Annotated in this window: 26 protein-coding genes; 9 read left to right on the forward strand and 17 right to left on the reverse strand. The window is 57.9% G+C overall.

Annotated elements, in window-relative coordinates; all coding sequences use genetic code 11:
* Positions 1-8: 8 nt before the first annotated feature.
* The 8 genes from AO726_RS21220 to AO726_RS08000 form a co-directional block, all read right to left on the reverse strand.
* A complete protein-coding gene (locus AO726_RS21220) occupies positions 9-755 on the reverse strand; it encodes an energy transducer TonB family protein (RefSeq protein WP_058067534.1) in 747 nt (248 codons plus the stop codon).
* A complete protein-coding gene (exbD, locus tag AO726_RS07970) occupies positions 752-1,177 on the reverse strand; it encodes a TonB system transport protein ExbD (RefSeq protein ID WP_058067535.1) in 426 nt (141 codons plus the stop codon). The genes AO726_RS21220 and exbD overlap by 4 nt, the downstream gene beginning before the upstream one ends.
* 4 nt (positions 1,178-1,181) lie before the next feature.
* Positions 1,182-2,213: a tonB-system energizer ExbB gene (gene exbB, locus AO726_RS07975; RefSeq protein WP_082629085.1), complete on the reverse strand. Its 1,032-nt coding sequence runs from the start codon at positions 2,211-2,213 to the stop codon at positions 1,182-1,184.
* 281 nt (positions 2,214-2,494) lie between these two features.
* A complete protein-coding gene (locus tag AO726_RS07980) occupies positions 2,495-2,875 on the reverse strand; it encodes a RidA family protein (RefSeq protein ID WP_058067536.1) in 381 nt (126 codons plus the stop codon).
* A 129-nt stretch (positions 2,876-3,004) separates the two neighbouring features.
* Positions 3,005-5,110 carry a bifunctional GTP diphosphokinase/guanosine-3',5'-bis pyrophosphate 3'-pyrophosphohydrolase gene (gene spoT / locus AO726_RS07985; RefSeq protein WP_058067537.1) on the reverse strand — a complete coding sequence of 702 codons (2,106 nt, stop codon included), beginning with the start codon at positions 5,108-5,110 and terminating at the stop codon, positions 3,005-3,007.
* Between the two features lie 60 nt (positions 5,111-5,170).
* Positions 5,171-5,434, reverse strand: coding sequence for a DNA-directed RNA polymerase subunit omega (gene rpoZ / locus AO726_RS07990; RefSeq protein ID WP_058067538.1), 264 nt, complete (start codon positions 5,432-5,434; stop codon positions 5,171-5,173).
* A 117-nt stretch (positions 5,435-5,551) separates the two neighbouring features.
* A complete protein-coding gene (gene gmk, locus AO726_RS07995; protein WP_058067539.1) occupies positions 5,552-6,172 on the reverse strand; it encodes a guanylate kinase in 621 nt (206 codons plus the stop codon).
* Positions 6,173-6,234: 62 nt separating this feature from the next.
* Positions 6,235-7,098, reverse strand: a complete 864-nt coding sequence (locus tag AO726_RS08000) for a YicC/YloC family endoribonuclease (protein ID WP_058067540.1) — start codon at positions 7,096-7,098, stop codon at positions 6,235-6,237.
* Positions 7,099-7,235: 137 nt separating this feature from the next.
* Here AO726_RS08000 and rph point away from each other — a divergent pair, with 137 nt between their 5' ends.
* Positions 7,236-7,961, forward strand: a complete 726-nt coding sequence (gene rph, locus AO726_RS08005) for a ribonuclease PH (protein ID WP_058067541.1) — start codon at positions 7,236-7,238, stop codon at positions 7,959-7,961.
* 27 nt (positions 7,962-7,988) lie between these two features.
* Positions 7,989-8,360, forward strand: coding sequence for a DUF4870 domain-containing protein (locus AO726_RS08010; RefSeq protein WP_058067542.1), 372 nt, complete (start codon positions 7,989-7,991; stop codon positions 8,358-8,360).
* Positions 8,361-8,430: 70 nt separating this feature from the next.
* Here the strand turns inward: AO726_RS08010 and AO726_RS08015 are convergent, their stop codons facing one another.
* Positions 8,431-9,210, reverse strand: a complete 780-nt coding sequence (locus tag AO726_RS08015) for an exodeoxyribonuclease III (protein ID WP_058067543.1) — start codon at positions 9,208-9,210, stop codon at positions 8,431-8,433.
* A 93-nt stretch (positions 9,211-9,303) separates the two neighbouring features.
* On the opposite strand from AO726_RS08015, the gene pyrE reads away from it, so the two are divergent.
* The gene (pyrE, locus tag AO726_RS08020) at positions 9,304-9,945 is read left to right on the forward strand and encodes an orotate phosphoribosyltransferase (protein ID WP_058067544.1); all 642 of its coding nucleotides are present in this window, start codon (positions 9,304-9,306) and stop codon (positions 9,943-9,945) included.
* Between the two features lie 25 nt (positions 9,946-9,970).
* Positions 9,971-10,564: a DUF4124 domain-containing protein gene (locus AO726_RS08025; protein WP_058067545.1), complete on the forward strand. Its 594-nt coding sequence runs from the start codon at positions 9,971-9,973 to the stop codon at positions 10,562-10,564.
* Position 10,565: 1 nt separating this feature from the next.
* Here the strand turns inward: AO726_RS08025 and AO726_RS08030 are convergent, their stop codons facing one another.
* The 5 genes from AO726_RS08030 to coaBC form a co-directional block, all read right to left on the reverse strand.
* Positions 10,566-11,009 carry an acyl-CoA thioesterase gene (locus tag AO726_RS08030; protein WP_058067546.1) on the reverse strand — a complete coding sequence of 148 codons (444 nt, stop codon included), beginning with the start codon at positions 11,007-11,009 and terminating at the stop codon, positions 10,566-10,568.
* Between the two features lie 121 nt (positions 11,010-11,130).
* Complete coding sequence (gene argB / locus AO726_RS08035) at positions 11,131-12,033, reverse strand: acetylglutamate kinase (RefSeq protein ID WP_058067547.1); 903 nt, start codon at positions 12,031-12,033, stop codon at positions 11,131-11,133.
* A 27-nt stretch (positions 12,034-12,060) separates the two neighbouring features.
* Complete coding sequence (gene algC / locus AO726_RS21310; protein WP_206542511.1) at positions 12,061-13,479, reverse strand: phosphomannomutase/phosphoglucomutase; 1,419 nt, start codon at positions 13,477-13,479, stop codon at positions 12,061-12,063.
* 1,203 nt (positions 13,480-14,682) lie between these two features.
* Positions 14,683-15,138, reverse strand: coding sequence for a dUTP diphosphatase (gene dut, locus AO726_RS08045; protein ID WP_058067549.1), 456 nt, complete (start codon positions 15,136-15,138; stop codon positions 14,683-14,685).
* 29 nt (positions 15,139-15,167) lie between these two features.
* Positions 15,168-16,376, reverse strand: a complete 1,209-nt coding sequence (coaBC, locus tag AO726_RS08050; protein ID WP_058067550.1) for a bifunctional phosphopantothenoylcysteine decarboxylase/phosphopantothenate--cysteine ligase CoaBC — start codon at positions 16,374-16,376, stop codon at positions 15,168-15,170.
* A 173-nt stretch (positions 16,377-16,549) separates the two neighbouring features.
* Here coaBC and radC point away from each other — a divergent pair, with 173 nt between their 5' ends.
* A complete protein-coding gene (gene radC / locus AO726_RS08055) occupies positions 16,550-17,224 on the forward strand; it encodes a RadC family protein (protein ID WP_058067551.1) in 675 nt (224 codons plus the stop codon).
* Between the two features lie 35 nt (positions 17,225-17,259).
* Here radC and AO726_RS08060 read toward each other — a convergent pair whose 3' ends face one another.
* Positions 17,260-18,849, reverse strand: coding sequence for an ABC transporter substrate-binding protein (locus AO726_RS08060; RefSeq protein WP_058067552.1), 1,590 nt, complete (start codon positions 18,847-18,849; stop codon positions 17,260-17,262).
* Between the two features lie 344 nt (positions 18,850-19,193).
* Here AO726_RS08060 and rpmB point away from each other — a divergent pair, with 344 nt between their 5' ends.
* The gene (gene rpmB, locus AO726_RS08065; RefSeq protein WP_003290799.1) at positions 19,194-19,430 is read left to right on the forward strand and encodes a 50S ribosomal protein L28; all 237 of its coding nucleotides are present in this window, start codon (positions 19,194-19,196) and stop codon (positions 19,428-19,430) included.
* 11 nt (positions 19,431-19,441) lie between these two features.
* On the forward strand, positions 19,442-19,597 hold the full coding sequence (rpmG, locus tag AO726_RS08070) for a 50S ribosomal protein L33 (protein WP_003177274.1): 156 nt from the start codon (positions 19,442-19,444) through the stop codon (positions 19,595-19,597).
* Positions 19,598-19,739: 142 nt separating this feature from the next.
* Here the strand turns inward: rpmG and AO726_RS08075 are convergent, their stop codons facing one another.
* Positions 19,740-20,105, reverse strand: coding sequence for a cupin domain-containing protein (locus AO726_RS08075; RefSeq protein ID WP_058067553.1), 366 nt, complete (start codon positions 20,103-20,105; stop codon positions 19,740-19,742).
* A 247-nt stretch (positions 20,106-20,352) separates the two neighbouring features.
* On the opposite strand from AO726_RS08075, the gene AO726_RS08080 reads away from it, so the two are divergent.
* On the forward strand, positions 20,353-21,846 hold the full coding sequence (locus tag AO726_RS08080) for an aldehyde dehydrogenase (RefSeq protein ID WP_058067554.1): 1,494 nt from the start codon (positions 20,353-20,355) through the stop codon (positions 21,844-21,846).
* Between the two features lie 132 nt (positions 21,847-21,978).
* On the forward strand, positions 21,979-23,115 hold the full coding sequence (locus AO726_RS08085; RefSeq protein ID WP_058067555.1) for an MFS transporter: 1,137 nt from the start codon (positions 21,979-21,981) through the stop codon (positions 23,113-23,115).
* Positions 23,116-23,120: 5 nt separating this feature from the next.
* Here the strand turns inward: AO726_RS08085 and AO726_RS08090 are convergent, their stop codons facing one another.
* Positions 23,121-24,533 carry an aminotransferase-like domain-containing protein gene (locus AO726_RS08090; RefSeq protein ID WP_058067556.1) on the reverse strand — a complete coding sequence of 471 codons (1,413 nt, stop codon included), beginning with the start codon at positions 24,531-24,533 and terminating at the stop codon, positions 23,121-23,123.
* Positions 24,534-24,589 lie beyond the last annotated feature (56 nt).

The following is a 24,589-nucleotide window of genomic DNA, read 5'->3' on the forward strand; positions in this document are numbered from 1 at the left end:
TGGGGCAATCAGCGAGTGAGGGTAAAGTGCAGCGGGAAGTTCATGCTGACACTACCGCTGGCTACTAACTCCTTGGGCGGCTTAGGTACCGAGCTTATGCGGCGCAGCTGCATCAGGACGTCGCGGTTGAAGCTGGCGCGGGCTGTTGAGTCTTTGACCGTTGCCTGCAAGATCTCCCCGCTAGCCGTGATCTGAAAGCTCAATGTCACCATATGGCGATCACCTACACGGCCAAATCGACGCTCACGCTCCGGGTAGTGGATGCGCTTACTCAGATGGGCCTGTAGCTTGCTCATCCAAACATTGCGCAGACTCTCGTTGGCTTGCGCAGGGCGGCCAGGTGCGGCTTCAGCAGCTTTGGGAGCCGACGGCTGTGAGTTGGCCAGCGCCTCGCTCGGCGTTGGGGTTTCGACAGGCTTTTCGGGTACCGGCTGCGGTTTTGGCTGTGGCTTGGGCTCCGGTGGTTTAGGTCGGGGCTTCGGCTTCGGTTTGGGCTGCTCGATAACGATTTTTGGTTTGGGGGCCTCGACAACCTTCGGCAGTGGTTCAGGCTCGGGCTCAACGATAGGCTCCGGCGGAGCTGGCGGCGGTGGTGGGGCTAATGGCTGTAGCTCGACCAGCATTGCGGCCTCTGGCATATCCATAACAATGGGCTTGGGCTTCCAGTACAGTGCCCAGATAAACACACCGATATGCACCGCCAGCACCAGGATCAGGCTGGCACCCCAGTATAAGTCGCGTCTGCTGTTAGTCATTGCGCGCCGATCGTCTCAAGTCCTACCAAACCGATCTTCAGGTAGCCTGCTGTGCGCAGGCTATCCATGACGCTCATCAGATCCGCGTATTCAACACCCTTGTCGCCACGGACAAAGATGGTTTTTTCCTTATCAGCTTGGGTCAGCTTATCCAGAGCGCCGCCCAGCTGTTCCGCCGTGACCTGCTCTTCACCCAGAAACAGGCTCTTATCTTCCTTGATACTCAGGTAGATGGGCTTGTCAGGGCGCGGGGCAGGTTTGGCTGTTGAGGCCGGTAGGTCGATCTTTACATCGACCGTGGCCAGTGGCGCTGCGACCATGAAAATGATCAGCAGCACGAGCATTACGTCAATAAAGGGGGTGACGTTAATCTCGTGGTTTTCCTGGAGATCGTCACCGCTGTCATTCAGGTGCAGACCCATGGATTCATACCGCCCTTACGACCGGGGAGGTTTGCGGGCGATCGGCTGAAGCGGTATCCAGATCCCGGCTTACCATAAGCAGAACCTGTGCCGAAGCATCGCCGACCTGCGCTTTATAGCTGGCAATGGAGCGGGCGAATACGTTGTAGATGATCACCGCCGGAATCGCTGCAACCAAGCCGATAGCAGTGGCCAGCAAGGCTTCGGCAATGCCAGGAGCGACCACAGCGAGGTTAGTAGTCTGGGATTTGGCGATGCCAATGAAGCTGTTCATGATCCCCCAAACGGTACCGAACAGGCCGATAAAAGGCGCTGTGGAGCCGATGGTGGCGAGGACGCCAGTGCCTTTGGTCATGTCACGACCGCAGGCCGCAACCAGGCGCTCAAGTCGGAAGCTGACGCGTTCTTTAATGCCCTCTTTAAGCTTGCTGTTGGAGGACAGATGCAGCTCGTCGCGGGCATCTTCGATCAGCATCGTGGTAACGCTGTGTTTGTCGCGGGGCAGGTCTGCGGCCTGCTGCAGGGTGCGCGCAGTTTTCAGATCGTTCAGTTCGCGGCGCAGGCGGCGGCGGGCAGTGACCAATTCAATGGTCTTGGCCAGCCAGACTGTCCAGGTCAGCACCGAGGCCAAGAGCAGGCCGATCATGACGGCTTTCACCACGATATCGGCATTCTTGTACATGCCCCAAGGGGAGAGATCATGCAGGATCGGTTCTGGCTCGGCGCTAGCTACATCGGCAGGCTGATTGAGCAGGCTGAGCAGTTGGGCTGCCTGGGCGCTGTCCAGGCCATTCTCTTGAATAAATTGCTGTTGCGTGGCGTTGATCTGCTCTTCGCTCGCCTCTGCACCCAGTGCGTCAATTTTCTCGCGCAGAGCGGCCAGCTGAGCGTCTTGAGCAGCATGCTGTTCGGGCGAGAGAAGGTCTGGAGTTGTCGGAGTGCTTGGGGCGGAAAGATTGACTGCAGCTGGGGCTTGTGTGGCTTGAGAGGCTGTCGGTTGTTCAGCGAAGCTGCTCAGAGGAAAGAGCGCCAGCATAGCCAGACAAAATGGGCGAAGACGTTGCAAGGTGCGAGTCTTCTTTGATTGGAGTCTTGCTTGCAGTGAGAGCATAACGGCCAAACCTGAATGAGAAAGAGGGGCAGGCACCCGCCAGAGTGGCGAGACAGACAATGCGATTATTATTGCAAATAGTTCTCAATAAATAAATACGCATCAGAGCAAACTGATAGCGGATGGCGCTGTACGGCGTAATGGCGGGTGTGAAGCGGGGGAATTGCACAAGGGGAGGTGGGCGGAGCGGTGCTCCGCCCGAAGACTTATTCCAGAACCAGAATAGCGTCCATTTCAACCTGGGCGCCGCGTGGCAGTGCAGCAATGCCGATAGCTGCGCGGGCTGGATACGGCTGTTCGAAGTAGCGGCCCATCACTTCGTTCACTTTGGCGAAGTTGGACAGGTCGGTGAGGAAGATGTTGAGTTTGACGATGTCTTTGAACGAGCCGCCAGCGGCTTCGGCGACAGCTTTCAGGTTCTCGAAGACTTGTACGGTCTGCTCTTCAAAACCTTCCACCAGTTCCATGGTTTTTGGATCAAGTGGGATCTGGCCGGACATGTACACGGTGTTGCCGGCTTTGATGGCCTGGGAGTAGGTGCCGATGGCGGCAGGGGCCTTGTCGCTGTTGATAACGCTCTTGCTCATGGGGACTCCTGAAGGTTCAGACATAAACCGGCAGGCGCTGGCTGCGCCTGCAACGTAGACCACTTAGGTTGGGGGATTGCCCGGGCGCTGTCAAAGCTCAAGTGATTGATCTGACTTGAATATGCTTTGTCAGGCGCGTGCCCGGGTAATACGAATGATGCCGTGCAGGGTGCGCAGTTTTTTGATCACTCGGGCCAGGTGGACGCGGTCATGCACGCTGACTACCAGCTGAACAACGCTGGTGCGGCCATCGCGTTCGTCCATGCTGATCTTCTCGATGTTGCCATCGGCGGCATTGACGCTGCTGGCTAGCAGGGCGATCAGGCCTCGCTGGTGTTCCAGCTCTACGCGCAGTTCCACGTTGAACTCGCCGGTAACGTCCTTGGCCCAGGACAGTTGGACGCACTTCTCCGGGTTCTGGCGGATCTCACCAATGTTCTTACAGCTTTCCAGGTGCACCACCATGCCTTTGCCTGCTGACAGATGGCCGACAATTGGATCACCTGGAATCGGCGTGCAGCACTTGGCGTAGCTGAGAACCAGGCCTTCGGTGCCGCGAATAGCCAGCGGGCCTTCGCTGCTGGGCAGGGTTTCTTCGTTATCACTGAGCAGGCGGCGGGCGACCACATAAGCCATGCGGTTGCCCAGGCCGATGTCTTCCAGCAAATCTTCCGTAAGCTCCAGGCGGTATTCGCTGAGCACGGCGTCGATGCGCTCCACAGGCAGGGCGTCCAGATGGCTGTTGAAGCTGGCCAGTACCTTGTTCAGCAGGCGTTCGCCCAGGTTGATCGATTCGGAGCGGCGCTGTTGCTTGAGGGCATGGCGAATATGAGTGCGTGCCTTGCCGGTGACGACAAAGTTGAGCCAGGCCGGATTGGCGCGGGTGCCGGGCGCGGTGACGATCTCAACGGTGGAGCCGCTTTCCAGAGGTTGCGACAGCGGTGCCAGGCGGCGGTTGATGCGGCAGGCGATGCACGTGTTGCCAACATCTGTGTGCACTGCATAAGCGAAGTCGACCGCTGTAGAGCCTTTTGGCAGCTCCATGATGCGACCTTTTGGCGTGAATACGTAAACCTCGTCCGGGAACAGGTCGATCTTCACGCTCTCGATGAATTCCAGCGAGTTGCCGGCACGCTGCTGCATTTCCAGAACGCCTTTGACCCATTGGCGGGCACGAGCGTGGCTGCCTTTTGGCTGATCTTCGTTGGATTTGTATAGCCAGTGTGCGGCGATGCCGTTATTCGCCAGCTCTTCCATCTCGCGGGTGCGGATCTGGATTTCGATCGGTACACCGTGCATGCCAAACAGTGTGGTATGCAGAGACTGGTAGCCGTTTGCTTTGGGGATTGCTATGTAGTCCTTGAAACGGCCTGGCAGCGGCTTGTACAGGTTGTGCACGGCGCCAAGGGCGCGGTAGCAGGTGTCGACCTTGTCCACGACAATGCGGAACGCATAAACATCCATGATTTCATTGAATGCTTTGCGCTTGCCGCGCATCTTTTTATAGATGCTGTAGAGGTGCTTCTCACGCCCCATCACCTCACCCTGCATACCTTCGCGGTTGAGGCAGTTGATGATGGACTCTTCGATCTTATTGACGATTTCCTTGCGATTTCCACGGGCGCGCTTGACCGCAGCGCGGATTCGTTCGGAGCGCATCGGGTGCATGGCCTTGAAACCGAGATCTTCAAACTCGATGCGCATGCTGTGCATGCCCAGCCGGTTGGCAATCGGAGCGTAGATTTCCAGGGTTTCTTTGGCGATGCGGCGGCGCTTTTCGCCAGATAGCACTTCCAGGGTGCGCATGTTGTGCAGGCGGTCGGCCAGCTTGACCAAGATCACGCGGATGTCGCGGGCCATGGCCATGGCCATTTTCTGGAAGTTTTCAGCCTGAGCTTCGGCTTTGGTTTCGAAGTTCATCTGGGTCAGCTTGCTGACACCATCCACCAGCTCGGCGACGGACTCTCCGAACTGCGCGTTCAGAGCTTCCTTGGCGATGCCGGTGTCTTCGATCACGTCATGCAGCATGGCTGCCATCAAGCTCTGATGGTCCATATGCATGTCAGCGAGGATATTAGCTACCGCAAGCGGGTGGGTTACATACGGCTCGCCGCTGCGCCGGCGTTGGCCGTCGTGGGCTTGCTCGGCGTAGTAGTACGCCCGGCGGACCAAGTTGACTTGGTCGCCGTCCAGATAGGTCGAAAGTCTTTCGGCCAGATCATCTATGCTCGGCATGGGCGTTCCCCCTGCCGTGTCAGAGGACGATGTGCCTGAGAAATTCGACCAGGCATAGTCTTACAGCGACTCGTTGGCATCTTCCTCAAACGCAGCGAACAGTGGTTCTTCTTCAACGATGTCTTCCTGAGCAACGACGTCATAGTTGACCAGGCCTTCAGCGATTTCGCGCAGGGCTACAACGGTTGGTTTGTCGTTGTCCCATTCCACTTTGGGTTCTTTGCCGCCGGTGGCCAGCTGGCGGGCACGCTTGGTGGCAAGCATGACCAGCTCAAAGCGGTTATCGACGTTGTTCAGGCAATCTTCAACGGTAACGCGGGCCATGGTATTCCTCGATGCGACAATAATTAAGAGCAGAAAATGGGTGCCCGCTTAAGCGGGCGGACTGAATAGTCTAAAAAATCACCAGCAATTAGGGAAGCACTGATTGCCGGGCGGTGATCAGGACAGCAGTTCGCTGAGCAGGCCGGCGTGGCGCTGTTGCTGAGCCTTTTGCAGCAGCTGGTTGGCCCTGAAAATGGCTTTCAGGTCGCTCAAGGCGTGGCTGAAGTCATCGTTAATCACCAGATAATCGTATTCAACGTAGTGGCTCATCTCGCTGACCGCTTCGCGCATTCGCCGGTCAATGATTTCACCGCTGTCTTGGCCGCGGTTGGTCAGGCGGTGGCGCAGGGCCTCTTGCGTCGGTGGCAGGATGAAGATGGACTTTGCTTCCGGCATCAGGCGACGGACCTGCTGTGCTCCTTGCCAGTCGATTTCAAGAATCAGGTCATAGCCGGCCTTGAGAGTTTGTTCGACCCATTCCTGAGAGGTGCCATACAGATTGCCGAAGACTTCGGCATGCTCGAGAAACGCACTTCTGTTGAGCATTTCATTGAACTGCTCGTGATTGACGAAGTGATAGTTCACCCCGTCGACTTCACCCGGGCGCATGGCACGGGTAGTGTGCGAAACAGAGACGCGGATGCTCGCTTCGCTGTCGATCAACGCCTTGACCAGGCTGGTTTTGCCCGCGCCGGACGGGGCGGAAACGATGTAAAGAGTGCCAGTGGTGGTGGTCATAGGGTGTTCCAGGTCATGCCATTTATAGGGGGGCGCGCAGCCATCTCGGCTGTCTGCGCAGCTTATTCGATGTTCTGCACTTGTTCGCGCATTTGCTCAATCAGGACTTTGAGGTTAACTGCGGCTTGCGTGCTGCGGGTGTCGAAGGCTTTTGAGCCCAAAGTATTGGCCTCGCGGTTGAGTTCCTGCATGAGGAAGTCCAGACGACGACCCGCGGCACCGCCGCTTTTGAGGACGCGTCGCACCTCGGTGACGTGGGTGCTCAGACGGTCCAGTTCTTCGGCCACATCGCTTTTCTGAGCCAGTATCACCATCTCCTGTTCGAGGCGCTGCGGATCCAGGTCTACCTTCATTTCGGCGCAGCGGTCGAGGATCTTCTGGCGCTGTCCGGCGAGCATCTCCGGTACCAGTTCGCGCAGAGTAGCGACCTGCTCGAGAATGGCGTCGAGGCGGTCATTAAGCAGTTTTGCCAGTTCCGCCCCTTCGCGTTCGCGCCCGGCTTTCAGCTCGCTCAGGGCCTGATTGAAGGTATCTAGCGCCCGCTGGTTCAGCGCTTGTGGGTCGGCGGCGTCCGCTACCAGTACGCCAGGCCAGCCGAGCACTTCTAGGGGATTCAGCGGTGCAGGCTGTTTAATCAGGGCTGCGATGCTTTCGGCGGCCTGAATCAGTTGCTGAGCGCGCTGCTGGTCAACTTGAAGGGATTTGTCTGCCGTGCTGTCGGCAAAGCGTAAGGTGCATTCCACCTTGCCGCGGGATAGGCCATTGCGCAGCGCTTCACGCACAGCGCCTTCCAGATCACGGAAGGCTTCCGGCAGGCGCAAATGAGGTTCCAGATAGCGATGGTTGACCGATCGCAGCTCCCAGCTCAGGGTGCCGTTGGTGTCCGCGTGTTCGGTGCGGGCAAAGGCAGTCATGCTGTGGATCATGGGTAAACCTCGCGAAATGGTTAACGAAAGGCGCTGGATTGTAGCGCAGTGAATCGATAGCGCCCAATTCGGCATGGCTTCGTCATAATACGGCCCTATAATGCCCGACAGATTTTCCTTAAGAGTAGGTATCGCTAATGAAACGTCCAAGTGACCGTGCCGCCGATCAGTTGCGCCCGATCCGTATTACACGCAACTACACCAAGCACGCAGAGGGTTCGGTGCTGGTTGAATTCGGTGACACCAAAGTGATTTGTACGGTCAGTGTCGAATCAGGCGTTCCGCGCTTCCTGAAAGGTCAGGGACAGGGTTGGCTGACGGCCGAATATGGCATGTTGCCGCGTTCGACCGGTGATCGTAACCAGCGCGAGGCCAGCCGTGGCAAACAAGGTGGTCGTACTCTGGAAATCCAGCGTTTGATCGGTCGTTCACTGCGCGCTGCGCTGGATATGACCAAGTTGGGTGAAAACACCCTGTACGTCGATTGTGACGTGATTCAGGCCGATGGTGGCACCCGTACCGCATCCATCACTGGTGCAATGGTGGCTCTGGTTGATGCGCTGAAGGTGTTGAAAAAGCGTGGCGCACTGAAGGGTGAGCCGCTCAAGCAAATGATCGCAGCGGTTTCCGTAGGGATTTATCAGGGCGTACCGGTGCTGGATCTGGATTACCTTGAGGACTCGGCAGCCGAAACTGACCTGAACGTGGTGATGACCAGCGCAGGTGGTTTCATTGAAGTGCAGGGCACGGCAGAAGGGGCTCCGTTCCAGCCAGCCGAACTGAACGCAATGCTGGAGCTGGCTCAGAAGGGTATGGCTGATTTGTTCAGCGTGCAGCAGGCAGCACTGGCTGAGGCTCAGTAATTTCAAGGTATAGATGAGGGAGCACTCATGAGCGACGATCTTCAACTACCACAACCGACGCCAAACGCAGATGCGCGCCAGTGGGCAATGTTTTGCCACTTTGCTGCATTTGCTGGTCTGATTATCCCGTTCGGCAATATTGTCGGCCCTCTGCTGCTCTGGCAGCTCAAGAAGGACCTCGATCCGTTTGTGGATGCGCAAGGAAAGGAGGCGTTGAACTTCCAGATCACTGTCGCTCTGGCTGTTCTGGTTTCTTTCTGCCTGATGGTTGTGTTGATTGGTTTTCCGTTGTTGATGCTGATCAGCCTAACTGCTTTTGTTCTGACTGTAATTGCCGGTGTAAAGGCGAACGAGGGCAAGGAATATCGCTATCCCTTCACGTTGCGTCTGGTGAAGTAAGTCGCGACGTAAGGTCCTCAAAACAAAAAAACCGCAGCCAGGCTGCGGTTTTTTGTGCTTGGGACTTATCTTAGACGCTCAGCGTCCAGTCGTAATCCACAATCAGCGGTGCATGCTGCGAGAAACGTGGCTGACGCGGCATACGTGCGTTGCGTACGCTGCGACGCATACCCTGAGTCAGCAGCTGATAGTCGAAGCGATAGCCCAGATTGAGCATCTCCGCCTGTTCGCTATCAGGCCACCAGCTGAACAGGTCGCCCTCGCGGGTGACTTCGCGCAGGGCGTCGACATAACCCATGTTGCCAACCACTTCATCCATCCAGGCCCGCTCTGGTGCCAGGAATCCCGGAGACTGCTGGCAGTCACGCCAGTTCTTCACGTCCAGTTTCTGGTGGGCGACGTAGAACGAGCCGCAGTAAATGTACTCGCGGCGCTTACGGCGCTGCTTATCCAGAAAATGGGTGAAGTCGTCCATGAACTTGAACTTCTGGTTCAGGTTCTCATCGCCGCTACGTCCCGATGGCATCAGAATTGTAGCAATACTCACTTTGTCAAAGTCGGCCTGCAGGTAGCGCCCATAGCGGTCGGCCATTTCAAAGCCTAAACCGCTAATTACCGCCTTGGGTTGCAAACGGGAATACAGGGCCACGCCACCAAGGCTTGGCACTTCTGCATCACAGGCATAAAGGAAATAGCCATCCAGTTGGAGGGCTTGGTCGTCCAGTTCAAAGGCGGAGGCGCGAGTGTCCTGCAGACAGATGACGTCGGCATTCTGTGCTTGCAGCCAGCTGAGAAGTCCTCGCTCGACTGCGGCATGAATACCATTCACGTTCACACTGATGATCCGCATAAATGGCCCCTAAAATCGCGTGCGTGTATGATACCCGAGCTCTCCTGCAATTGGTTAAATTCCTAGCAATTCCGTACCGTCCGAGACTTTTTCATGCAAGCCTACCAGCGTGATTTCATCCGTTTTGCCATTGAGCGTGGGGTACTGCGCTTTGGTCAGTTCACCCTCAAGTCCGGGCGTGTCAGCCCTTACTTCTTCAATGCAGGCCTGTTTGATAGTGGTCTGGCTTTGGCGCAGCTCGGGCGCTTTTATGCTGCCGCGGTTGTAGACAGCGGGATCGACTTCGACGTTCTGTTTGGCCCTGCATATAAAGGCATTCCTCTTGCCGCCACCACTGCGGTGGCTCTGGCTGAACATCATCAACGTGATCTGCCCTGGTGCTTCAATCGTAAAGAAGCTAAGGACCACGGCGAGGGTGGCACGCTGGTTGGGGCACCCTTGCAAGGGCGTGTATTGATCATAGATGACGTAATCACTGCCGGTACGGCTATTCGTGAGGTCATGCAAATTATCGATGGTCAGGGTGCTCAGGCATCGGGCGTTTTGATCGCGCTGAACCGTCAAGAACGCGGCAAAGGCGAGCTTTCTGCAATTCAGGAAGTTGAGCGTGATTTTAAAATGCCAGTAATTAGTATTGTGTCCTTGGAGCAGGTGCTGGAATATCTGGCTGGCGATGCTGAGCTCAAGCAGCATTTGCCTGCTGTTGAAGCCTACCGTGCGGAGTACGGTATCTGACCAGACCAACCAAGGTGATGCATTGATGCTGAGGAACGCCCTGACTTGTTGTTCGTTGTTAGTGAGTGTGTGGCTGCCGGCCACCGCTGCAGCTGTTGAGTTGTATCGCTACGTGGATGAGAAGGGTGTGACGGTGCTCAGCCGTCAGGGGGTTCCGCCTGAGGTGATCGGCAAAGGTTATGACGTGCTCAACGAGCAAGGGCGGGTCATCCGTGTGGTCCCGCCAGCCCCTACCGCTGAAGAGCTGGAAAAGCTCAAGGCGGATAAGGCGCGTGCTCGTTCGGATGAGCAATTGCTGCGTCTTTACAGCACCCCTGAAGACGTTGAGCGTGCCCGCGAGCGCAAGTTTGCCGAGATTGATGGGCTGCTGAGCATTGCCCGGGGAAACTTGCAGGGCTCTATTACCCAGCAAGGCAATTTGCAGGCTCAGGCCGCTGATCATGAACGCTCCGGGCGTGAGGTGCCAGCCAATCTCTTGCAGCAAATCGAGACACAGAAGCTTGAACAGAAGCGCCTGAATATCGATATCGAACGCTACGAGGCCGCACGGCAGGAGGCTGAGAAGAGTTTTACTGCCGACCGTGAGCGCCTTGGGGAGTTACTTCAGCAGATCCGCTGAGTCATTCCTGTGGCGCAGTATGTTCGTAGGCCACCAGCATGTCTTTCAGCCACTGCGGTAGCGGGCTACTGCGCCGCGTTTGGCTGTTGGCATGGACGTAAACCACCTCGCCGCTAGTCAGCAGTTCATCAGCCCGCCATATGCCCATGGCGAAGCTCATGCTTGAGCGTCCGAAGCGAGCGATGCGTATGCCCACTTCCAGCAGGTCATCGAAACAGGCTGGCGCGTGGTACTCCAGCACCGCTTTCTTAACAAAGAAATCCCCGCCATCGCGGCTGAGGTCGCTGGGGTATTTCAGGCCCAGGTCACGGAAGTATTCGGTAATGGCGACGTCTGCATAAGTCAGGTAATTGCCGTTGAAGACTATGTTTTGCGGGTCCACTTCGGACCAGCGCACGCGCAGGGGATAAAAGAAGCGGAAGTCGTTGCGAGAAGGTGTGCTCATGGCGGCTCGGCTGATGTGAAGGCGTAGGACCGAGCTTGGCCGTTCAGGCCGGGGCAGACAAGCTGCAGAGAGGCGGATCAGGCAGGCGAATCAGCCAACTGACTGATTCGCCCGGCCAGGATTAACGCTTGCGATTGCTGATCAGGGTACCGACACCAGTGTCGGTGAAGATTTCCAGCAGAATCGCATTCGGGACGCGGCCGTCGATGATCAGCGAGCTGCCAACGCCGCCCTGCACCGCTTCCAGTGCACAACGGATTTTCGGCAGCATGCCGCCGTAGATGGTGCCGTCGGCGATCAGTGCGTCGACCTGCTGCGTGCTCAGACCGGTGAGTACTTTGCCTTCTTTGTCCATCAGGCCGGCAATGTTGGTCAGCAGCATGAGCTTTTCAGCCTGCAACGCTTCGGCCACTTTGCCAGCTACCAAGTCGGCGTTGATGTTGTAGGACTCGCCGTCCGGGCCGACGCCGATGGGCGCGATCACCGGGATAAAGTCGCCCTGTACCAGCAGGTTGAGCAGGTCAGTATTGATGCTGACTACTTCGCCGACCTGGCCGATGTCGATGATTTCCGGCTTGGTCATTTCCGGGGTCTGACGGGTGACGGTCAGCTTTTTCGCGCGGATCAGCTGTGCGTCTTTACCGGTCAGGCCAATGGCGTTGCCGCCGTGGCTGTTGATCAGGTTGACGATGGATTTGTTGACCTGGCCGCCGAGGACCATTTCCACCACGTCCATGGTCTGTGCATCAGTCACACGCATGCCGTCGATAAAGTGGCTCTCGATGGACAAGCGCTTGAGCAAGTCACCGATCTGCGGGCCGCCGCCGTGGACGACTACGGGGTTGATGCCGACTGCTTTCATCAACACGATATCGCGGGCAAAGCCGGTCTTCAGCTCTTCGCTTTCCATGGCGTTGCCGCCGTACTTGATCACCAGCGTCTTGCCGACGTAGCGGCGGATATAGGGCAGTGCCTCGGACAATACCTTGGCGGTATGGGCAGCAGCCTCGCGTTCGATAGTCATTCAGGGCTCCAGTTGAGCGTTTGCTAATTAAAAAGGCAGTTTCAGGTCGGGTTCGACGCGGCGCAGCTGGGCGCGGAATACTTCCTTGATGCGCTCAAGTTCTTCTTCGCTTTCCGCTTCAAAACGCAGGACCAGCACTGGGGTTGTGTTGGATGCACGGACCAGGCCCCAACCTTTGGGGTAGTCAATGCGGATGCCGTCGATGTCGGTGAGCTTGCCGTCGCCCCAGACACCTTCACGCTGCAGGCTTTCAATAATGCTGAATTTGCTCTGCTCGGTGACCTGGATGTTGATTTCCGGCGTGGAAATATCATCCGGGAAGGCGCTGAAAATTTGGTCGGCGGTGCGGGTATCTATGCTGAGAATCTCGAGCAGACGGGCGGCGGAGTAAATGCCGTCATCGAAACCGTACCAGCGCTCTTTGATGAAGATATGACCGCTCATTTCTCCGGCCAGCAGGGCGCCGGTTTCTTTCATTTTCTTCTTCATCAGCGAGTGCCCGGTTTTCCACATTACCGGGCGGCCACCGTAGCCGCTGATCAGCGGGGTCAGGCGGCGAGTACATTTCACGTCAAACAGGATATCTGCGCCTGGGTTGCGGGAGACCACGTCTTTGGCGAAGAGCATCAACAGACGGTCCGGGAAGACGATCTTGCCGCTGTTGGTCACGACACCCAGGCGGTCGCCGTCGCCGTCGAAGGCCAGGCCAATGTCGGCGTTTTCTTCGCGTACCTTGTTGATCAGGTCTTCGAGGTTTTCCGGTTTGCCCGGGTCTGGGTGATGGTTCGGGAAGTTACCGTCTACTTCGCAGTACAGCGGGATGACGGTGCAGCCCAAAGCTTCGATAAGTTTCGGCGCGATTACACCGGCAACGCCGTTACCGCAGTCCACGACTACGCGCAGGGGTTTGGCCAGGGCAATGTCGTTGCGAATCTGCTGGAAGTAGCTATCCAGTACGTCGACTTGCTCAACCGATCCGGTACCACTGCTCAGGTCCTGATTCTCGATACGTTCGCGCAGAGCCTGAATTTGCTCGTTGGCCAGGGTGTCACCGGCGATGACGATCTTGAAGCCGTTGTAGTCGGACGGGTTATGGCTGCCGGTCAGCATCACCGCGGATTTACCGGTGAGAATGTGGGCGGCGTAATACAGAACCGGCGTTGGCACCATGCCGACATCGCTGACCACGCAGCCGCTGTCGGCCAGGCCTTGAATGAGTTGTTGCGCCAGTTCCGGGCCGGACAGGCGTCCGTCACGGCCAACTGCGACGCAGGGCTCGCCCTGAGCCAGACTCTGCGAGCCGATGGCGCGGCCGATCCAGTAGGCGGTATCAGCGCTCAGAGTTTTGCCGACGATGCCGCGAATGTCATAAGCACGGAAGATGTCAGCGGGCAGCTTTGGGGGCTGAGCTGCAGTCGCGGCTTGATTGAGTCCTAACAAATCCATGTCCTCGTCGAGAATGTCGATGTCCAAAATATCGGTGTCCTGGAACATTGGGTCGGCAATCGGAGTGCTGACGTCTGGTGCGGCAGGGGCTTGCACTGCTGCAGGTGCAGCGGCCGGTTTGCTGGTATCGGCGCTGCGTTTGGGCAGGCGTTGGATCGTCTTCGCCACTTCGCGCAGAGGTTCCAGGTTGAATTCAGGCAGCTTCACCCCTTTATTAGCGACTAGGGCTTGCAGCATTTGCCCGAGCTGTTCGGCTTCATGGGCAATGGCTTTGTGCGTGCGGGTATAAAGCAGATAGATCCCGATAAGCGCGCCGGACAGTGCCAGCAGTGCTGCGCACAGTAGTAGAAGAGGGGAGAGCATCGGGCTGATCAGCTGCGAGCCTGGGGTGAAGTTGAGCGTCCAGTTCGGGTTGCCAGTGGCGAAGACTTCGGGGTTGCCTTCGGCTTGGCCGCGTTGCATCAGTACTTGCGGGGCGCTGTTGGCAAATTTCTGCACCAGTTGAATCTGCCCGGCTTCGACTGGGATTGGCGGCAGCATGGCGATCAGGCGCTGCAGATCAACCGCCAGCAGCACACTGCCGAGAACCGGCCCGTCTTCCTGCGCGCGCAGCGCGGCGGCGCTGTAAACCAGCCAGCGCTGGCCTGATTTAAATGCTTCGGCCGGTGCGTTCTGGCCGTTTTCTACGCGGCGTAGCATGTCCAATGCAGCAAAGTTGATCGGTGCGGCGCGTGTTGCATCTTGGGCAGCTTGCCCGCGTAGGCTGATCTTGGCGTCGACAACGGCATTCCAATAAGTGAGCTCTTGCTCGGCTTGGCGGATTTGCGCGGCATCCTCACTTTGCAGGGCTTGCAGCAGCTGCGGATTGCGGGCCGCTGCGCGGGTGTCGGCGCTGAGCTGTTGCAATGACTTTTCCAGTGCCGCCGCCTGGCCGCTGCCCCAGGCTTGATTGAGCTGCTGAAGGTGGTGCTGATGGGCGCTGCTCAGCGGGCCGAACCAGAGTAGGGCTGCGCCTAACGCAACACCGAGCAGACTGAGCAGTGCTGCGGGCAGTAAACCTTTCAGGGACGGCCCGGATGTCTTGTCCTGTACAGGTTTGAGCGTCAGGTCGGCGCTGCTGGAAAGTTCGTCAGCTTCCTTGGCTGTGCGTTTGAAGAGTTTCATGTCGTCTCCTCTTTCTTATGTCCTGTACAGGTTTTGTTATCAGAGGGTACCGGAGTGGCCGAAGCCGCCCGCGCCGCGCTGGGTTTCGTCGAATTGCTCAACCAGTTCAAATTTGGCCTGCACTACCGGCACCAAGACCAGTTGGGCAATGCGCTCGCCGATGGTGATGGTGAAGGCGCTCTGGCCACGGTTCCAGCAGGAGACCATCAGTTCGCCCTGGTAGTCGGAGTCGATCAGACCGACCAAGTTGCCCAGAACGATGCCGTGCTTATGGCCCAGACCCGAGCGTGGCAGGATCATCGCGGCCAGGCCCGGATCGCCAATGTAAATCGACAGGCCGGTTGGAATCAGTACGGTCTGACCAGGTTCAAGGACGATTTCCTCCTTGAGCATGGCACGCAAATCCAGTCCTGCAGAGCCCGGAGTTGCATAGGCTGGCAGAGGGAATTCGGTGCCCAGGCGCGGGTCGAGAATCTTGGCTTGTAAGGCGTGCATAGTGGGCTCTGTCTTAACTTGAAAAGGGGTCAGCTGCGGTTCATGCGATCGGCAATGAAGTTCACCAACTGACGGGCGATCTTGCTCTTGCTGGTCTGGGCGAAGCTGGTTTGGCCGAGTTCGCGGTCAATGATGGTGATGGCGTTTTCTTCGCTGTTAAAGCCGATGGTTGGGTTGGCCACATCATTGGCGACGATCAGGTCGAGGTTTTTGTCTTTGAGTTTGCGCGAGGCGTACTCCAGCAGGTTCTCGGTCTCAGCCGCAAAACCCACGCTGAAAGGACGGTCCGGGCGGCCTGCGAGGGTGGCGAGGATATCCGGGTTGCGCACCATTTGCAGGAGCAGTCCGTCGCCGGTGCTGGGGTCTTTCTTCAGTTTGTGCTGGGCGACGACTTCCGGGCGGTAATCCGCTACAGCAGCGGCGGCGATGAGCAGGTCGCAGGGCATTGCAGCTTCGCAGGCAGCGAGCATGTCGCGGGCGCTGACGACATTGATGCGCTCAACCCGATCCGGTGTCGGCAGGTGTACCGGACCACTGATCAGAGTGACTTTGGCACCGGCTTCTGCAGCGGCTTCGGCCAGGGCAAAGCCCATTTTCCCGGAGCTGTGGTTGGTGATGTAACGCACTGGGTCAATGTTTTCTTGTGTAGGCCCTGCGGTAATCAGCACGTGTTTGCCGGTCAGCGCTTTGCCCTGGAAGCAATCGGCCGCGCATTGCGCCAGTTGTTCGGCCTCGAGCATGCGCCCCAGACCGACATCGCCGCAGGCCTGGCTGCCAGCTGCCGGGCCGAACAGGTGAAAGCCCCGTGAGCGCAGCAGCTCAGCATTAGCTTGAGTGGCTGGGTCTCGCCACATGGCCTGATTCATGGCCGGAGCCAATGCCACTGGGGCATCAGTGGCCAGCACCAGAGTGGTCAGCAGGTCATCGGCCACACCCTGCGCCAAGCGTGCCATCAGATCGGCGGTGGCCGGGGCGATGAGAATCATGTCCGCCCAGCGTGCCAAGTCGATGTGGCCCATGCCGGCTTCGGCAGCGGGGTCAAGCAGATCGAGATGGACCGGGTGGCCGGACAGCGCCTGCAGTGTCAGTGGGGTGATGAACTCTTGCCCAGCTTGGGTCATGACGACGCGGACGTCGGCGTCCTGGTCTTTGAGTCGGCGAATCAGCTCGGCACTTTTATAGGCAGCGATACCGCCGCCTACGCCCACAATAATGCGTTTCCGATACAGCCGCTGCATAGACCTGCCTTGTTTCGAAGATGGATGTGCGTCACGGCGTTGGCATTCCTCTGCGCGACTGCCGTGCAAAGGCCGCTACGATAGCACAGCAGCCGCCATGAAGCAGTGCTGCCGATGCCCTGCAAGACTGGTGCTGCGGCGTTGTTGTATGGCTTGAAACACAAGGAGGTGTGATGAGTATTCGTGATTGGCCAGCGGCGGAGCGGCCGCGGGAAAAACTCTTGGCGCAAGGCGCTGTGAGTCTGACGGATGCAGAGCTTTTAGCGATCTTTCTACGTACCGGTGTTGCCGGTTGCAGTGCGGTGGATTTGGCGCGGCAGCTGTTAAGCGAATTTGGCAGTTTGCGGGCGTTGTTGCAGGCGGACTTGCCTTCGTTTTCCGAGCATTTGGGCTTGGGCCCGGCCAAGTTCGCCCAGTTGCAGGCGGTGCTGGAGATGGGGCGACGGCATCTGGCCGAGCAGCTGCGCCGCGAGTCTGTGCTGGAGAGCCCGCAGGCGGTGCGGGATTATTTAAAGACGCTGCTGCGGCATGAGCCCCATGAAGTATTCGGTTGCCTGTTTCTGGACGCAAAACATCGCGTGTTAGCGTTTGAGGCGCTGTTCCACGGTTCAATCGATAGCGCCAGCGTTTATCCGCGGCAAGTGGTCAAGCGTGCGCTGTTCCATAATGCTGCGGCACTGATCCTAACCCACAATCATCCGTCCGGCGTCGCTGAGCCCAGTCAGGCCGATCGTGATTTGACCCGGCGCTTGAAGGATGCGTTGGCGCTGGTGGACGTGCGGGTGCTGGATCACTTTATCGTCGGCGACGGTGAGCCGCTGTCGATGGCTGAGCATGGTTGGGTGTGACCGAGCCCTGTGCTCAGGGCTCGGTCTCTGTATGGCTAGCGGCTGAGCTGCACTTTCGAGAAGTCGACGCGGCCAAATGGGCTCACTTCGTAGCCGCTGACCTTCTTGCTCAGCAGGGCGTAGGCGGTGGGGTGTGTCAGCGGCAGCCACAGGGCTTGTTCCTGGATGATGCGTTGCGCTTCCTTATATAAGCGGCTGCGTTCGGCCTGGTCGCTGTTGGCTTTGCCGTCGCTGATCAGCTTGTCCAGTGTAGGGTCGCAGTAGCGTGCAAAGTTCAGCCCGGACTCGACGGAGGAGCAGGCAAACTGCGGGGTGAGGAAGTTGTCCGGGTCACCGTTGTCACCGGCCCAGCCCATAAACAGCAGGTCGTGTTCGCCGGCTTTGGCGCGACGAATCAGCTCGCCCCATTCGATCACGCGGATTTCTGCCTTAATGCCGACTTCGGCCAGATCAGCCTGAAGCAACTGTGCGCCGAGGCTGGGGTTTGGGTTTAGCAGGCTGCCGCTGGGGCGAGTCCAGATGGTGGTGCTGAAACCTTCTGCCAGTCCGGCTTCTTTCAACAAGGCTTTGGCTTTTTCCGGATCATGGGCGTAGCCCGGCAGGTCAGTGTTGAAGCTCCAGGTATTGGCGGGATATGGACCGTTGGCTGCTTCCGCGCTGTTTTCGAAGACGGCTTGCAGGTAGCTGGCTTTGTCGAAGGCCAGATTGATGGCCTGACGCACTTGTGGTTTATCCAGTGGCGGATGTTGGCTGTTGATACCAACAAAGGCCGTCATAAAGGCTGCGGTGTGGGCGGCGTGCAGGTTGGCGTCATTTTTGATCGCCTGAATGTCCTGAGGCTTGGGCGACAGCGCAACCTGGCATTCGCCACGTCTCAACTTTTGCAGACGCACGTTGGCATCCGGGGTGATGGCGTAGATCAGGTTATCCACAGCCGGCTTGCCCGCAAAATAGCTGGAGTTGGCGCTGTAGCGGACTACGGCGTCCTTCTGGAAGCGCTTGAACACGAACGGGCCGGTGCCGACCGGTTGGCTGTTGAGCTGTTCCGGCTTGCCGGCTGCGAGCAGTTGATCGGCATATTCTGCGGAGTAAATCGAGGCGAAACCCATGCTTAGGGTGGCGAGAAAGGTGGCGTCCGGTCGGTTCAGGGTGATGCGCAGGCTGTGTTCGCCGGTTTTCTCAAGGGCTTTGATCAGGTTGGGCCATTGCATTGATTGGGCGTGTGGATAACCGCTGGCGGCCACAGCGTGCCACGGGTGGTCGCTGCTGAGCATGCGCTGGAAGCTGAACAACACGTCATCGGCATTGAGCAGGCGTTTGGGGCTGAAGTAGGGCGTAGTGTGAAAACTGACATCACTGCGCAGGGTGAAATCGTAGGTCAGCCCGTCTGCGCTGATGGCCCAGCGTTCGGCCAGGCTGGGAATCAATTTACCGCTGACAGCATCAAAGTCGACCAAACGATTCATCAGCACATCTGCAGACGCGTTGGTGGTGGTCAGCGAGTTGTACTGGACCACATCGAAACCATCCGGGCTCGCCTCCGTGCACACGCTCAGCGTATTGGCTTGGGCCAGGACGGGCAGAAGGATGGGGGCAATCAGTAACGGCAGTGCAGCAAGGCGCATGGGGGCTCCGGAACGTCGTGTCAGCGGGAATGGTTAACCCTAGGGCATTAATACCGGTTCAGGCAATGATGGGGCGCGACGAATGGTTAAAGGCGAAGGGCACTGTGCACTGCGCCATCAGCGTGTAAAATGCACCTCCTTTGGCGCTCGCGCAAAGTACAGATTGCCTTGTGGTGGCGGGGGCTTTCTGGTATAAAGCAGCGCTCTTTTGTAGGGGCCCGGTTCTTGCGCTTTCAGGTATGGCCGGTAAGACCCTCGAGATACGTGGCGTCGAGCGCCAATGACATTGAGTTTATGCGGCCAACCCATGCCGGGTTGGGCATGTGGTTTTAGAGGGCTGAGGCATGTCGAGAGTCTGTCAAGTTACCGGTAAGGGTCCGGTAACCGGGAACAACATTTCCCACGCAAACAACAAAACCCGTCGTCGTTTCCTGCCGAACCTGCAGCATCACCGCTTCTGGGTTGAGTCTGAGAAGCGTTTTGTACGTCTGCGCGTTTCCGCCAAGGGCATGCGTGTAATCGACAAGCGTGGTATTGACGCTGTTCTGGCCGAGCTGCGCGCTCGCGGCGAAAAGGTTTAAGGAGCTAAATCATGCGTGAATTGATCCGTTTGATCTCGAGTGCCGGTACTGGTCACTTCTACACTACCGACAAGAACAAGCGCACTACTCCAGACAAGATCGAAATCAAAAAGTACGATCCTGTTGTGCGTAAGCACGTGATCTACAAAGAAGGCAAAATCAAGTAATTGATTTGCTTCTCTTGAAAGAGCCCGCCTAGTGCGGGCTTTTTCATGTCTGCGATTTTATCTTGTCCCGTTTCTGAGTGTTTTTCACGCAAGAAAAAGCCCGCACGCGGCGGGCTAAAAAGGGGATCTGTAGAGTCAGTGCTTACTGGCTCTTCTGTTCAAAAATCACGTAAACCTTGCGGGTTGTCTCCAGCACTTCCCAGGTGCCGCTGAAGCCTGCTGGAATCACAAAGCGGTCGCCGGCGCGCAGGGTCTTGGCATTACCGTCTTTGTCGCGCAGGACTGATACGCCTTGCAGCATCTCGCAGTACTCGTGTTCTGTGTAGTTGATGGTCCAGTGACCCACTTCGCCTTCCCAGATACCGGTGCTGAACTGTCCGCACGGGCTTGAATAGTGATTGCGTACATTTTGCTCAGCGTCGCCTTTGAGGATTTTCTCGGGGGCTGGGCGATAGTGCTCGGCTGGGGTGGTGGCTTGAGCAAAGTCGATGATGCTGTCGATGTTCATAAGCAAGTCCGATAGAGGTACGCACTGCTGCGGCAGGCTTGTTGTGGTGGTCAGATGAACGGCCAGTCTATGTTTAATAATCCGCACATAACAAGGGGGATTCCGGGGCGAATGTAAAAAATATTGGAAGTATCAGAGGCTCTGGTTTAGTGTTGCGGCAAGAGTGGGTTGGCGTGAACCCATGCAAAATAATTTACAGCGCAAGCGGCAACCTGCGGCGCTATCACTGCTAATAGGGGATGTTCGTATGACTAGCCTGACACGTGCCGACTGGGAACAGCGTGCCAAGGACCTGAAATTCGAGGGCCGGGCCTTTATTCACGGTGAATACCGTGCAGCTGTTTCGGGCGACACTTTTGACTGCATCAGCCCGGTGGATGGACGTTTGCTGGGGAAAGTGGCTAGCTGCGATCAGGCCGATGCGGATCTGGCGGTTGTCGATGCCCGTGCGACTTTTGAGTCTGGTGTCTGGTCCCGCATGGCCCCGACCGAGCGCAAGAAGCGGATGATCCGACTGGCTGATCTGATCGAAGCCAACCGCGACGAGCTGGCGCTGCTGGAAACCCTCGACATGGGTAAGCCGATCAGCGATTCCCTGGCTGTTGATGTGCCGGCTGCTGCCCGCGCCATTCGTTGGAGCGGTGAGGCCATTGACAAAATTTACGACGAAGTTGCTGCAACACCTCACAACGAGCTGGGTCTGGTGACCCGCGAGCCTGTCGGCGTTGTCGCTGCCATCGTGCCGTGGAACTTCCCGCTGCTGATGACTTGCTGGAAACTCGGGCCAGCTCTTTCCACCGGTAACTCGGTGATCCTGAAACCTTCTGAGAAGTCTTCCCTGACCGGCCTGCGTCTGGCTCAACTGGCCATCGAAGCGGGTATTCCGGCTGGTGTTCTCAACGTCCTGCCTGGTTTCGGTCACACAGTCGGCAAGGCGTTGGCGCTGCATATGGATGTCGACACACTGGTGTTCACCGGTTCGACCAAAATCGCCAAGCAACTGATGATCTACGCTGGCGAATCCAACATGAAGCGCGTTTGGCTGGAAGCAGGCGGTAAGAGCCCGAACATCGTATTTGCCGATGCGCCGGATCTGAAGGCTGCTGCTGAGGCTGCTGCCAGTGCCATTGCCTTCAACCAAGGCGAGGTGTGTACCGCAGGTTCCCGTCTGCTGGTGGAAAACTCCATCAAGGACAAATTTGTGCCGATGGTGGTCGAGGCAATCAAGGCTTGGAAACCGGGCAATCCGCTGGACCCGGCCACTAATGTCGGTGCGCTGGTCGATACCACGCAGATGAACAACGTGCTGAGCTACATCAAGGCCGGTCACGATGACGGTGCCAAGCTGGTAGCTGGTGGTAACCGTGTGCTGGAAGAAACCGGCGGTACTTATGTAGAGCCGACCATCTTTGACGGCGTGACCAATGCAATGCGCATCGCCAAGGAAGAAATTTTTGGCCCGGTCCTGTCGGTGATCGGTTTTGACAACGTGGAAGAAGCGATCGCGATTGCCAACGACACCATCTACGGCTTGGCCGCTGGTATTTGGACCAGCGATCTGTCCAAGGCGCATCTGACTGCCAAGGCTGTGCGTGCCGGTAGCGTCTGGGTCAACCAATATGATGGCGGTGACATGACTGCGCCGTTCGGCGGCTTTAAGCAGTCGGGCAACGGTCGTGACAAGTCCCTGCACGCCTTCGACAAGTACACCGAGCTGAAGGCCACCTGGATCAAGCTGTAACGTGTATTGATAGGTCCGCCCTTCGGGGCCGGTTGAGGCAGCCTGGCGGCTGCTAATCGCCACACCTGCGGCCGGGTTTCCTCTGGAGATCCGGCCGCTTTGGTTTATCGGGTGTTCATAAGGGTTCTGGTAATGCGTTGGGGTACATACTTTGCAGTCTGCGCAGCAGTAATCAGTATCGGTTTGGCGCTTGGTGTGACCATGCCGCTGGTGTCATTGCGCCTGGAGGAGTGGGGCTACAGCTCCTTCGCCATTGGTGTAATGGCGGCCACGCCGGCGGTGGGTGTGTTGCTGGGGGCGAGCGTGGCTGGCCGGCTGGCCTCGTGGCTCGGTACGGTCAGGGTGATGCAGGCGTGCCTGCTGTTCGGGGCGGTTTCCGTGATCAGCATGGCGCTGATTCAGAATTACGCCGTGTGGTTGGTGCTGCGCCTGGTGCTGGGTATCGGTCTGACTGTTGTATTCGTTTTGGGCGAGAGCTGGATCAACCAGCTGGCAATTGAGAAGTGGCGCGGGCGCTTGGTGGCGCTGTACGGCACTGGCTATGCCCTGAGTTATCTGTGTGGCCCTTTGCTGCTGGCTGCAGTCGGTGCAGAAGGTGATCTGGGCTTTTGGGTTGGTGTGGGCCTGCTGATTGGCGGTTCACTCTTGCTGTTGGGGCGCACCGGTGCACCGACGGTCGAGGCGCACAGCGCTTCTGCGCGCAACTTGCTGGAGTTTTGTCAGCGCATTCCGGCGATTGCCTGGGCGGTTATGTTGTTTGCTGCATTTGAGGCGATGGTGCTGACCCTGATGCCGATTTATGGCTTGCGTCAGGGCTTCACGCAGGAAGTCGCGTTGTTCATGGTCAGCGTGGTGGTGGTTGGTGATGCTGCGCTGCAACTGCCGATTGGCTGGTTGGCGGATCAGATGTCTCGCCGTCGTCTGTTTCTTGGGTGTGGCGTGGTGCTGGTGCTGTCCAGTCTCGCGGTTCCGCTGACGCTGCATACGCCTTTGGTTTGGCCGGTGCTGGTGTTGTTTGGGGCGACGGCAGGCAGTCTGTTCACTATTTCGCTGATTCTGATTGGTGAGCGCTACCGTGACGATGAGCTGGTGCAGGCTAATGCGCATATCGCCCAGTTGTGGGGGATTGGCTGCCTGGTCGGGCCGCTGATTACCGGTGCCGCTACCCACTGGGTCAGCGGCCATGCGCTGCCGCTGATGATGGCGCTGGGCGCGGCCGGATTTGTTGTGCTGGCTTGGCGCGGTAAAGGCCTGCAGACGCAGAATTAAGCAGGTTAGTCGAGCAGTTGCCGGATGCATTGCCCCAGCAACTGGATCGACTGTTCCAGTTGCTGGGTTGGCTTGTTGGCGTAGTTGATACGCAGGCAATTTCGGAACTTACCGGCAGCGGAAAAGATGCTGCCGGGAGCGATGATCAGCTTGTGTGGTAGCAGCAGGCGGTTCAGGCGCTGGCTGTCGAAGTGTTCGGGCAGTTCCAGCCACAGAATGTAACCGCCTTCCGGCTGGCTGAAGCGGGTCTGCTCCGGAAGGTAGCGCCTGATCCAGTCGATCATCACGTTGCGGTTACGGGCGTATTGGCTGCGCATGCGCCGCAGATGCGGCTGGTAGTGGCCGCCGAGGAGGTAGTCTGCCAGGGCCTCCTGCGGCAGTTGTGCCGTCATGCCACTGGATATGTATTTCTGGTGCAGCACTTGCTGCAGATAACGGCCGGGGGCAATCCAGCCGATACGGATACCGGGTGCCAGGGTTTTCGAGACGGAGCTGCACAGCACCACGCGGCCATCTTCATCGAAGGATTTGATAGTGCGCGGCCTTGGGTAGCTGTACGCCAGATCGCCGTATACATCGTCTTCAATAATCGCCACATCGTAGCGCTGAGCTAAGGTCAGCAGCCGTCGCTTGTTGGCCTCGGGCATGATGTAGCCAAGCGGGTTGTTGCAGCTTGGGGTGAGCTGTATGACTTTGATCGGCCATTGCTCAAGCGCCAGTTCAAGGGCGTCCAGGCTGATACCGGTCAGAGGGTCAGTGGGCAGCTCGAGGGCTTTGATATCGAAGCCTTTCAGTGCCTGCATGACGCCGTGGAAGCTGGGCGAGTCGACGGCGACGATATCGCCGGCCTTACACAGCGAGCGGAAGGCAACTGACAAGGCTTCGTGGCAGCCGCTGGTGACGATGATTTCATCGGCCGGAATCTGGTTGCCAGAATCGACCATCAACCTCGACAGCTGTTCGCGCAGGGCCTGATGGCCTTTGAGGCTGCCGTAACCGAGGTCCTTGCTTTGCTGACGGCGGCTCAGGCGCGACAGGCTGCGCAGCAGGGGCTTGAGTGTTGGGCTGCTGATATCCGGCATACCCCGGCCGAGCTGCAGAATGCCGTCGTCCGGTGCCAGACTGACCAGATCCAGTACGTGTTCCCACTGAGAGATATCCACAGGCCGCTGGGCGGCCCGGCTGATTTGAGGCAGGCGCGCGGGTTGGCGGCTGAACGGCACGAAATAGCCGGATTTGGGTTTTGGTGAGACCAGGCCAAGGTCTTCAAGATGTCGGTAGGCTTGCTGCACCGTGCTTAGGCTGACGCCGTGCTCTTGGCTTAGCGCCCTGACCGAAGGCAGGCGCTCGCCGGGTCGATACAGGCCCTGTTCAATGCGTGTGCTCAACTGCTCAGCCAGATTGATATAGAGCGTCATCCTAAGCCTCTCCCGGAAGGGCTAACCATACAGATTGGCTTTAAAAGCTCAATTCA

Source organism: Pseudomonas sp. TTU2014-080ASC, assembly GCF_001446935.1.
In the GTDB taxonomy this organism is placed as follows: Bacteria; Pseudomonadota; Gammaproteobacteria; order Pseudomonadales; family Pseudomonadaceae; genus Aquipseudomonas.

What these genes read in the sequence shown, in the direction of transcription:
- AO726_RS08075 (WP_058067553.1), bottom strand. Translation starts at nt 20,105, where the DNA reads ATGAACATCGACAGCATCATCGACTTTGCTCAAGCCACCACCCCAGCC.
- gmk (WP_058067539.1), bottom strand. Translation starts at nt 6,172, where the DNA reads ATGACCACCACCACTGGCACTCTTTACATCGTTTCCGCCCCGTCCGGC.
- radC (WP_058067551.1), top strand. Translation starts at nt 16,550, where the DNA reads ATGAGTATTCGTGATTGGCCAGCGGCGGAGCGGCCGCGGGAAAAACTC.
- AO726_RS08030 (WP_058067546.1), bottom strand. Translation starts at nt 11,009, where the DNA reads ATGAGCACACCTTCTCGCAACGACTTCCGCTTCTTTTATCCCCTGCGC.
- coaBC (WP_058067550.1), bottom strand. Translation starts at nt 16,376, where the DNA reads ATGCAGCGGCTGTATCGGAAACGCATTATTGTGGGCGTAGGCGGCGGT.
- AO726_RS07980 (WP_058067536.1), bottom strand. Translation starts at nt 2,875, where the DNA reads ATGAGCAAGAGCGTTATCAACAGCGACAAGGCCCCTGCCGCCATCGGC.
- AO726_RS08025 (WP_058067545.1), top strand. Translation starts at nt 9,971, where the DNA reads ATGCTGAGGAACGCCCTGACTTGTTGTTCGTTGTTAGTGAGTGTGTGG.
- AO726_RS08085 (WP_058067555.1), top strand. Translation starts at nt 21,979, where the DNA reads ATGCGTTGGGGTACATACTTTGCAGTCTGCGCAGCAGTAATCAGTATC.
- AO726_RS08090 (WP_058067556.1), bottom strand. Translation starts at nt 24,533, where the DNA reads ATGACGCTCTATATCAATCTGGCTGAGCAGTTGAGCACACGCATTGAA.
- exbD (WP_058067535.1), bottom strand. Translation starts at nt 1,177, where the DNA reads ATGGGTCTGCACCTGAATGACAGCGGTGACGATCTCCAGGAAAACCAC.
- argB (WP_058067547.1), bottom strand. Translation starts at nt 12,033, where the DNA reads ATGACTATCGAACGCGAGGCTGCTGCCCATACCGCCAAGGTATTGTCC.
- rph (WP_058067541.1), top strand. Translation starts at nt 7,236, where the DNA reads ATGAAACGTCCAAGTGACCGTGCCGCCGATCAGTTGCGCCCGATCCGT.
- rpmG (WP_003177274.1), top strand. Translation starts at nt 19,442, where the DNA reads ATGCGTGAATTGATCCGTTTGATCTCGAGTGCCGGTACTGGTCACTTC.
- rpmB (WP_003290799.1), top strand. Translation starts at nt 19,194, where the DNA reads ATGTCGAGAGTCTGTCAAGTTACCGGTAAGGGTCCGGTAACCGGGAAC.
- pyrE (WP_058067544.1), top strand. Translation starts at nt 9,304, where the DNA reads ATGCAAGCCTACCAGCGTGATTTCATCCGTTTTGCCATTGAGCGTGGG.
- dut (WP_058067549.1), bottom strand. Translation starts at nt 15,138, where the DNA reads ATGCACGCCTTACAAGCCAAGATTCTCGACCCGCGCCTGGGCACCGAA.
- AO726_RS08010 (WP_058067542.1), top strand. Translation starts at nt 7,989, where the DNA reads ATGAGCGACGATCTTCAACTACCACAACCGACGCCAAACGCAGATGCG.
- AO726_RS21220 (WP_058067534.1), bottom strand. Translation starts at nt 755, where the DNA reads ATGACTAACAGCAGACGCGACTTATACTGGGGTGCCAGCCTGATCCTG.
- algC (WP_206542511.1), bottom strand. Translation starts at nt 13,479, where the DNA reads ATGGATTTGTTAGGACTCAATCAAGCCGCGACTGCAGCTCAGCCCCCA.
- AO726_RS08080 (WP_058067554.1), top strand. Translation starts at nt 20,353, where the DNA reads ATGACTAGCCTGACACGTGCCGACTGGGAACAGCGTGCCAAGGACCTG.
- AO726_RS08060 (WP_058067552.1), bottom strand. Translation starts at nt 18,849, where the DNA reads ATGCGCCTTGCTGCACTGCCGTTACTGATTGCCCCCATCCTTCTGCCC.
- AO726_RS08000 (WP_058067540.1), bottom strand. Translation starts at nt 7,098, where the DNA reads ATGATCCACAGCATGACTGCCTTTGCCCGCACCGAACACGCGGACACC.
- exbB (WP_082629085.1), bottom strand. Translation starts at nt 2,213, where the DNA reads ATGCTGGCGCTCTTTCCTCTGAGCAGCTTCGCTGAACAACCGACAGCC.
- spoT (WP_058067537.1), bottom strand. Translation starts at nt 5,110, where the DNA reads ATGCCGAGCATAGATGATCTGGCCGAAAGACTTTCGACCTATCTGGAC.
- AO726_RS08015 (WP_058067543.1), bottom strand. Translation starts at nt 9,210, where the DNA reads ATGCGGATCATCAGTGTGAACGTGAATGGTATTCATGCCGCAGTCGAG.
- rpoZ (WP_058067538.1), bottom strand. Translation starts at nt 5,434, where the DNA reads ATGGCCCGCGTTACCGTTGAAGATTGCCTGAACAACGTCGATAACCGC.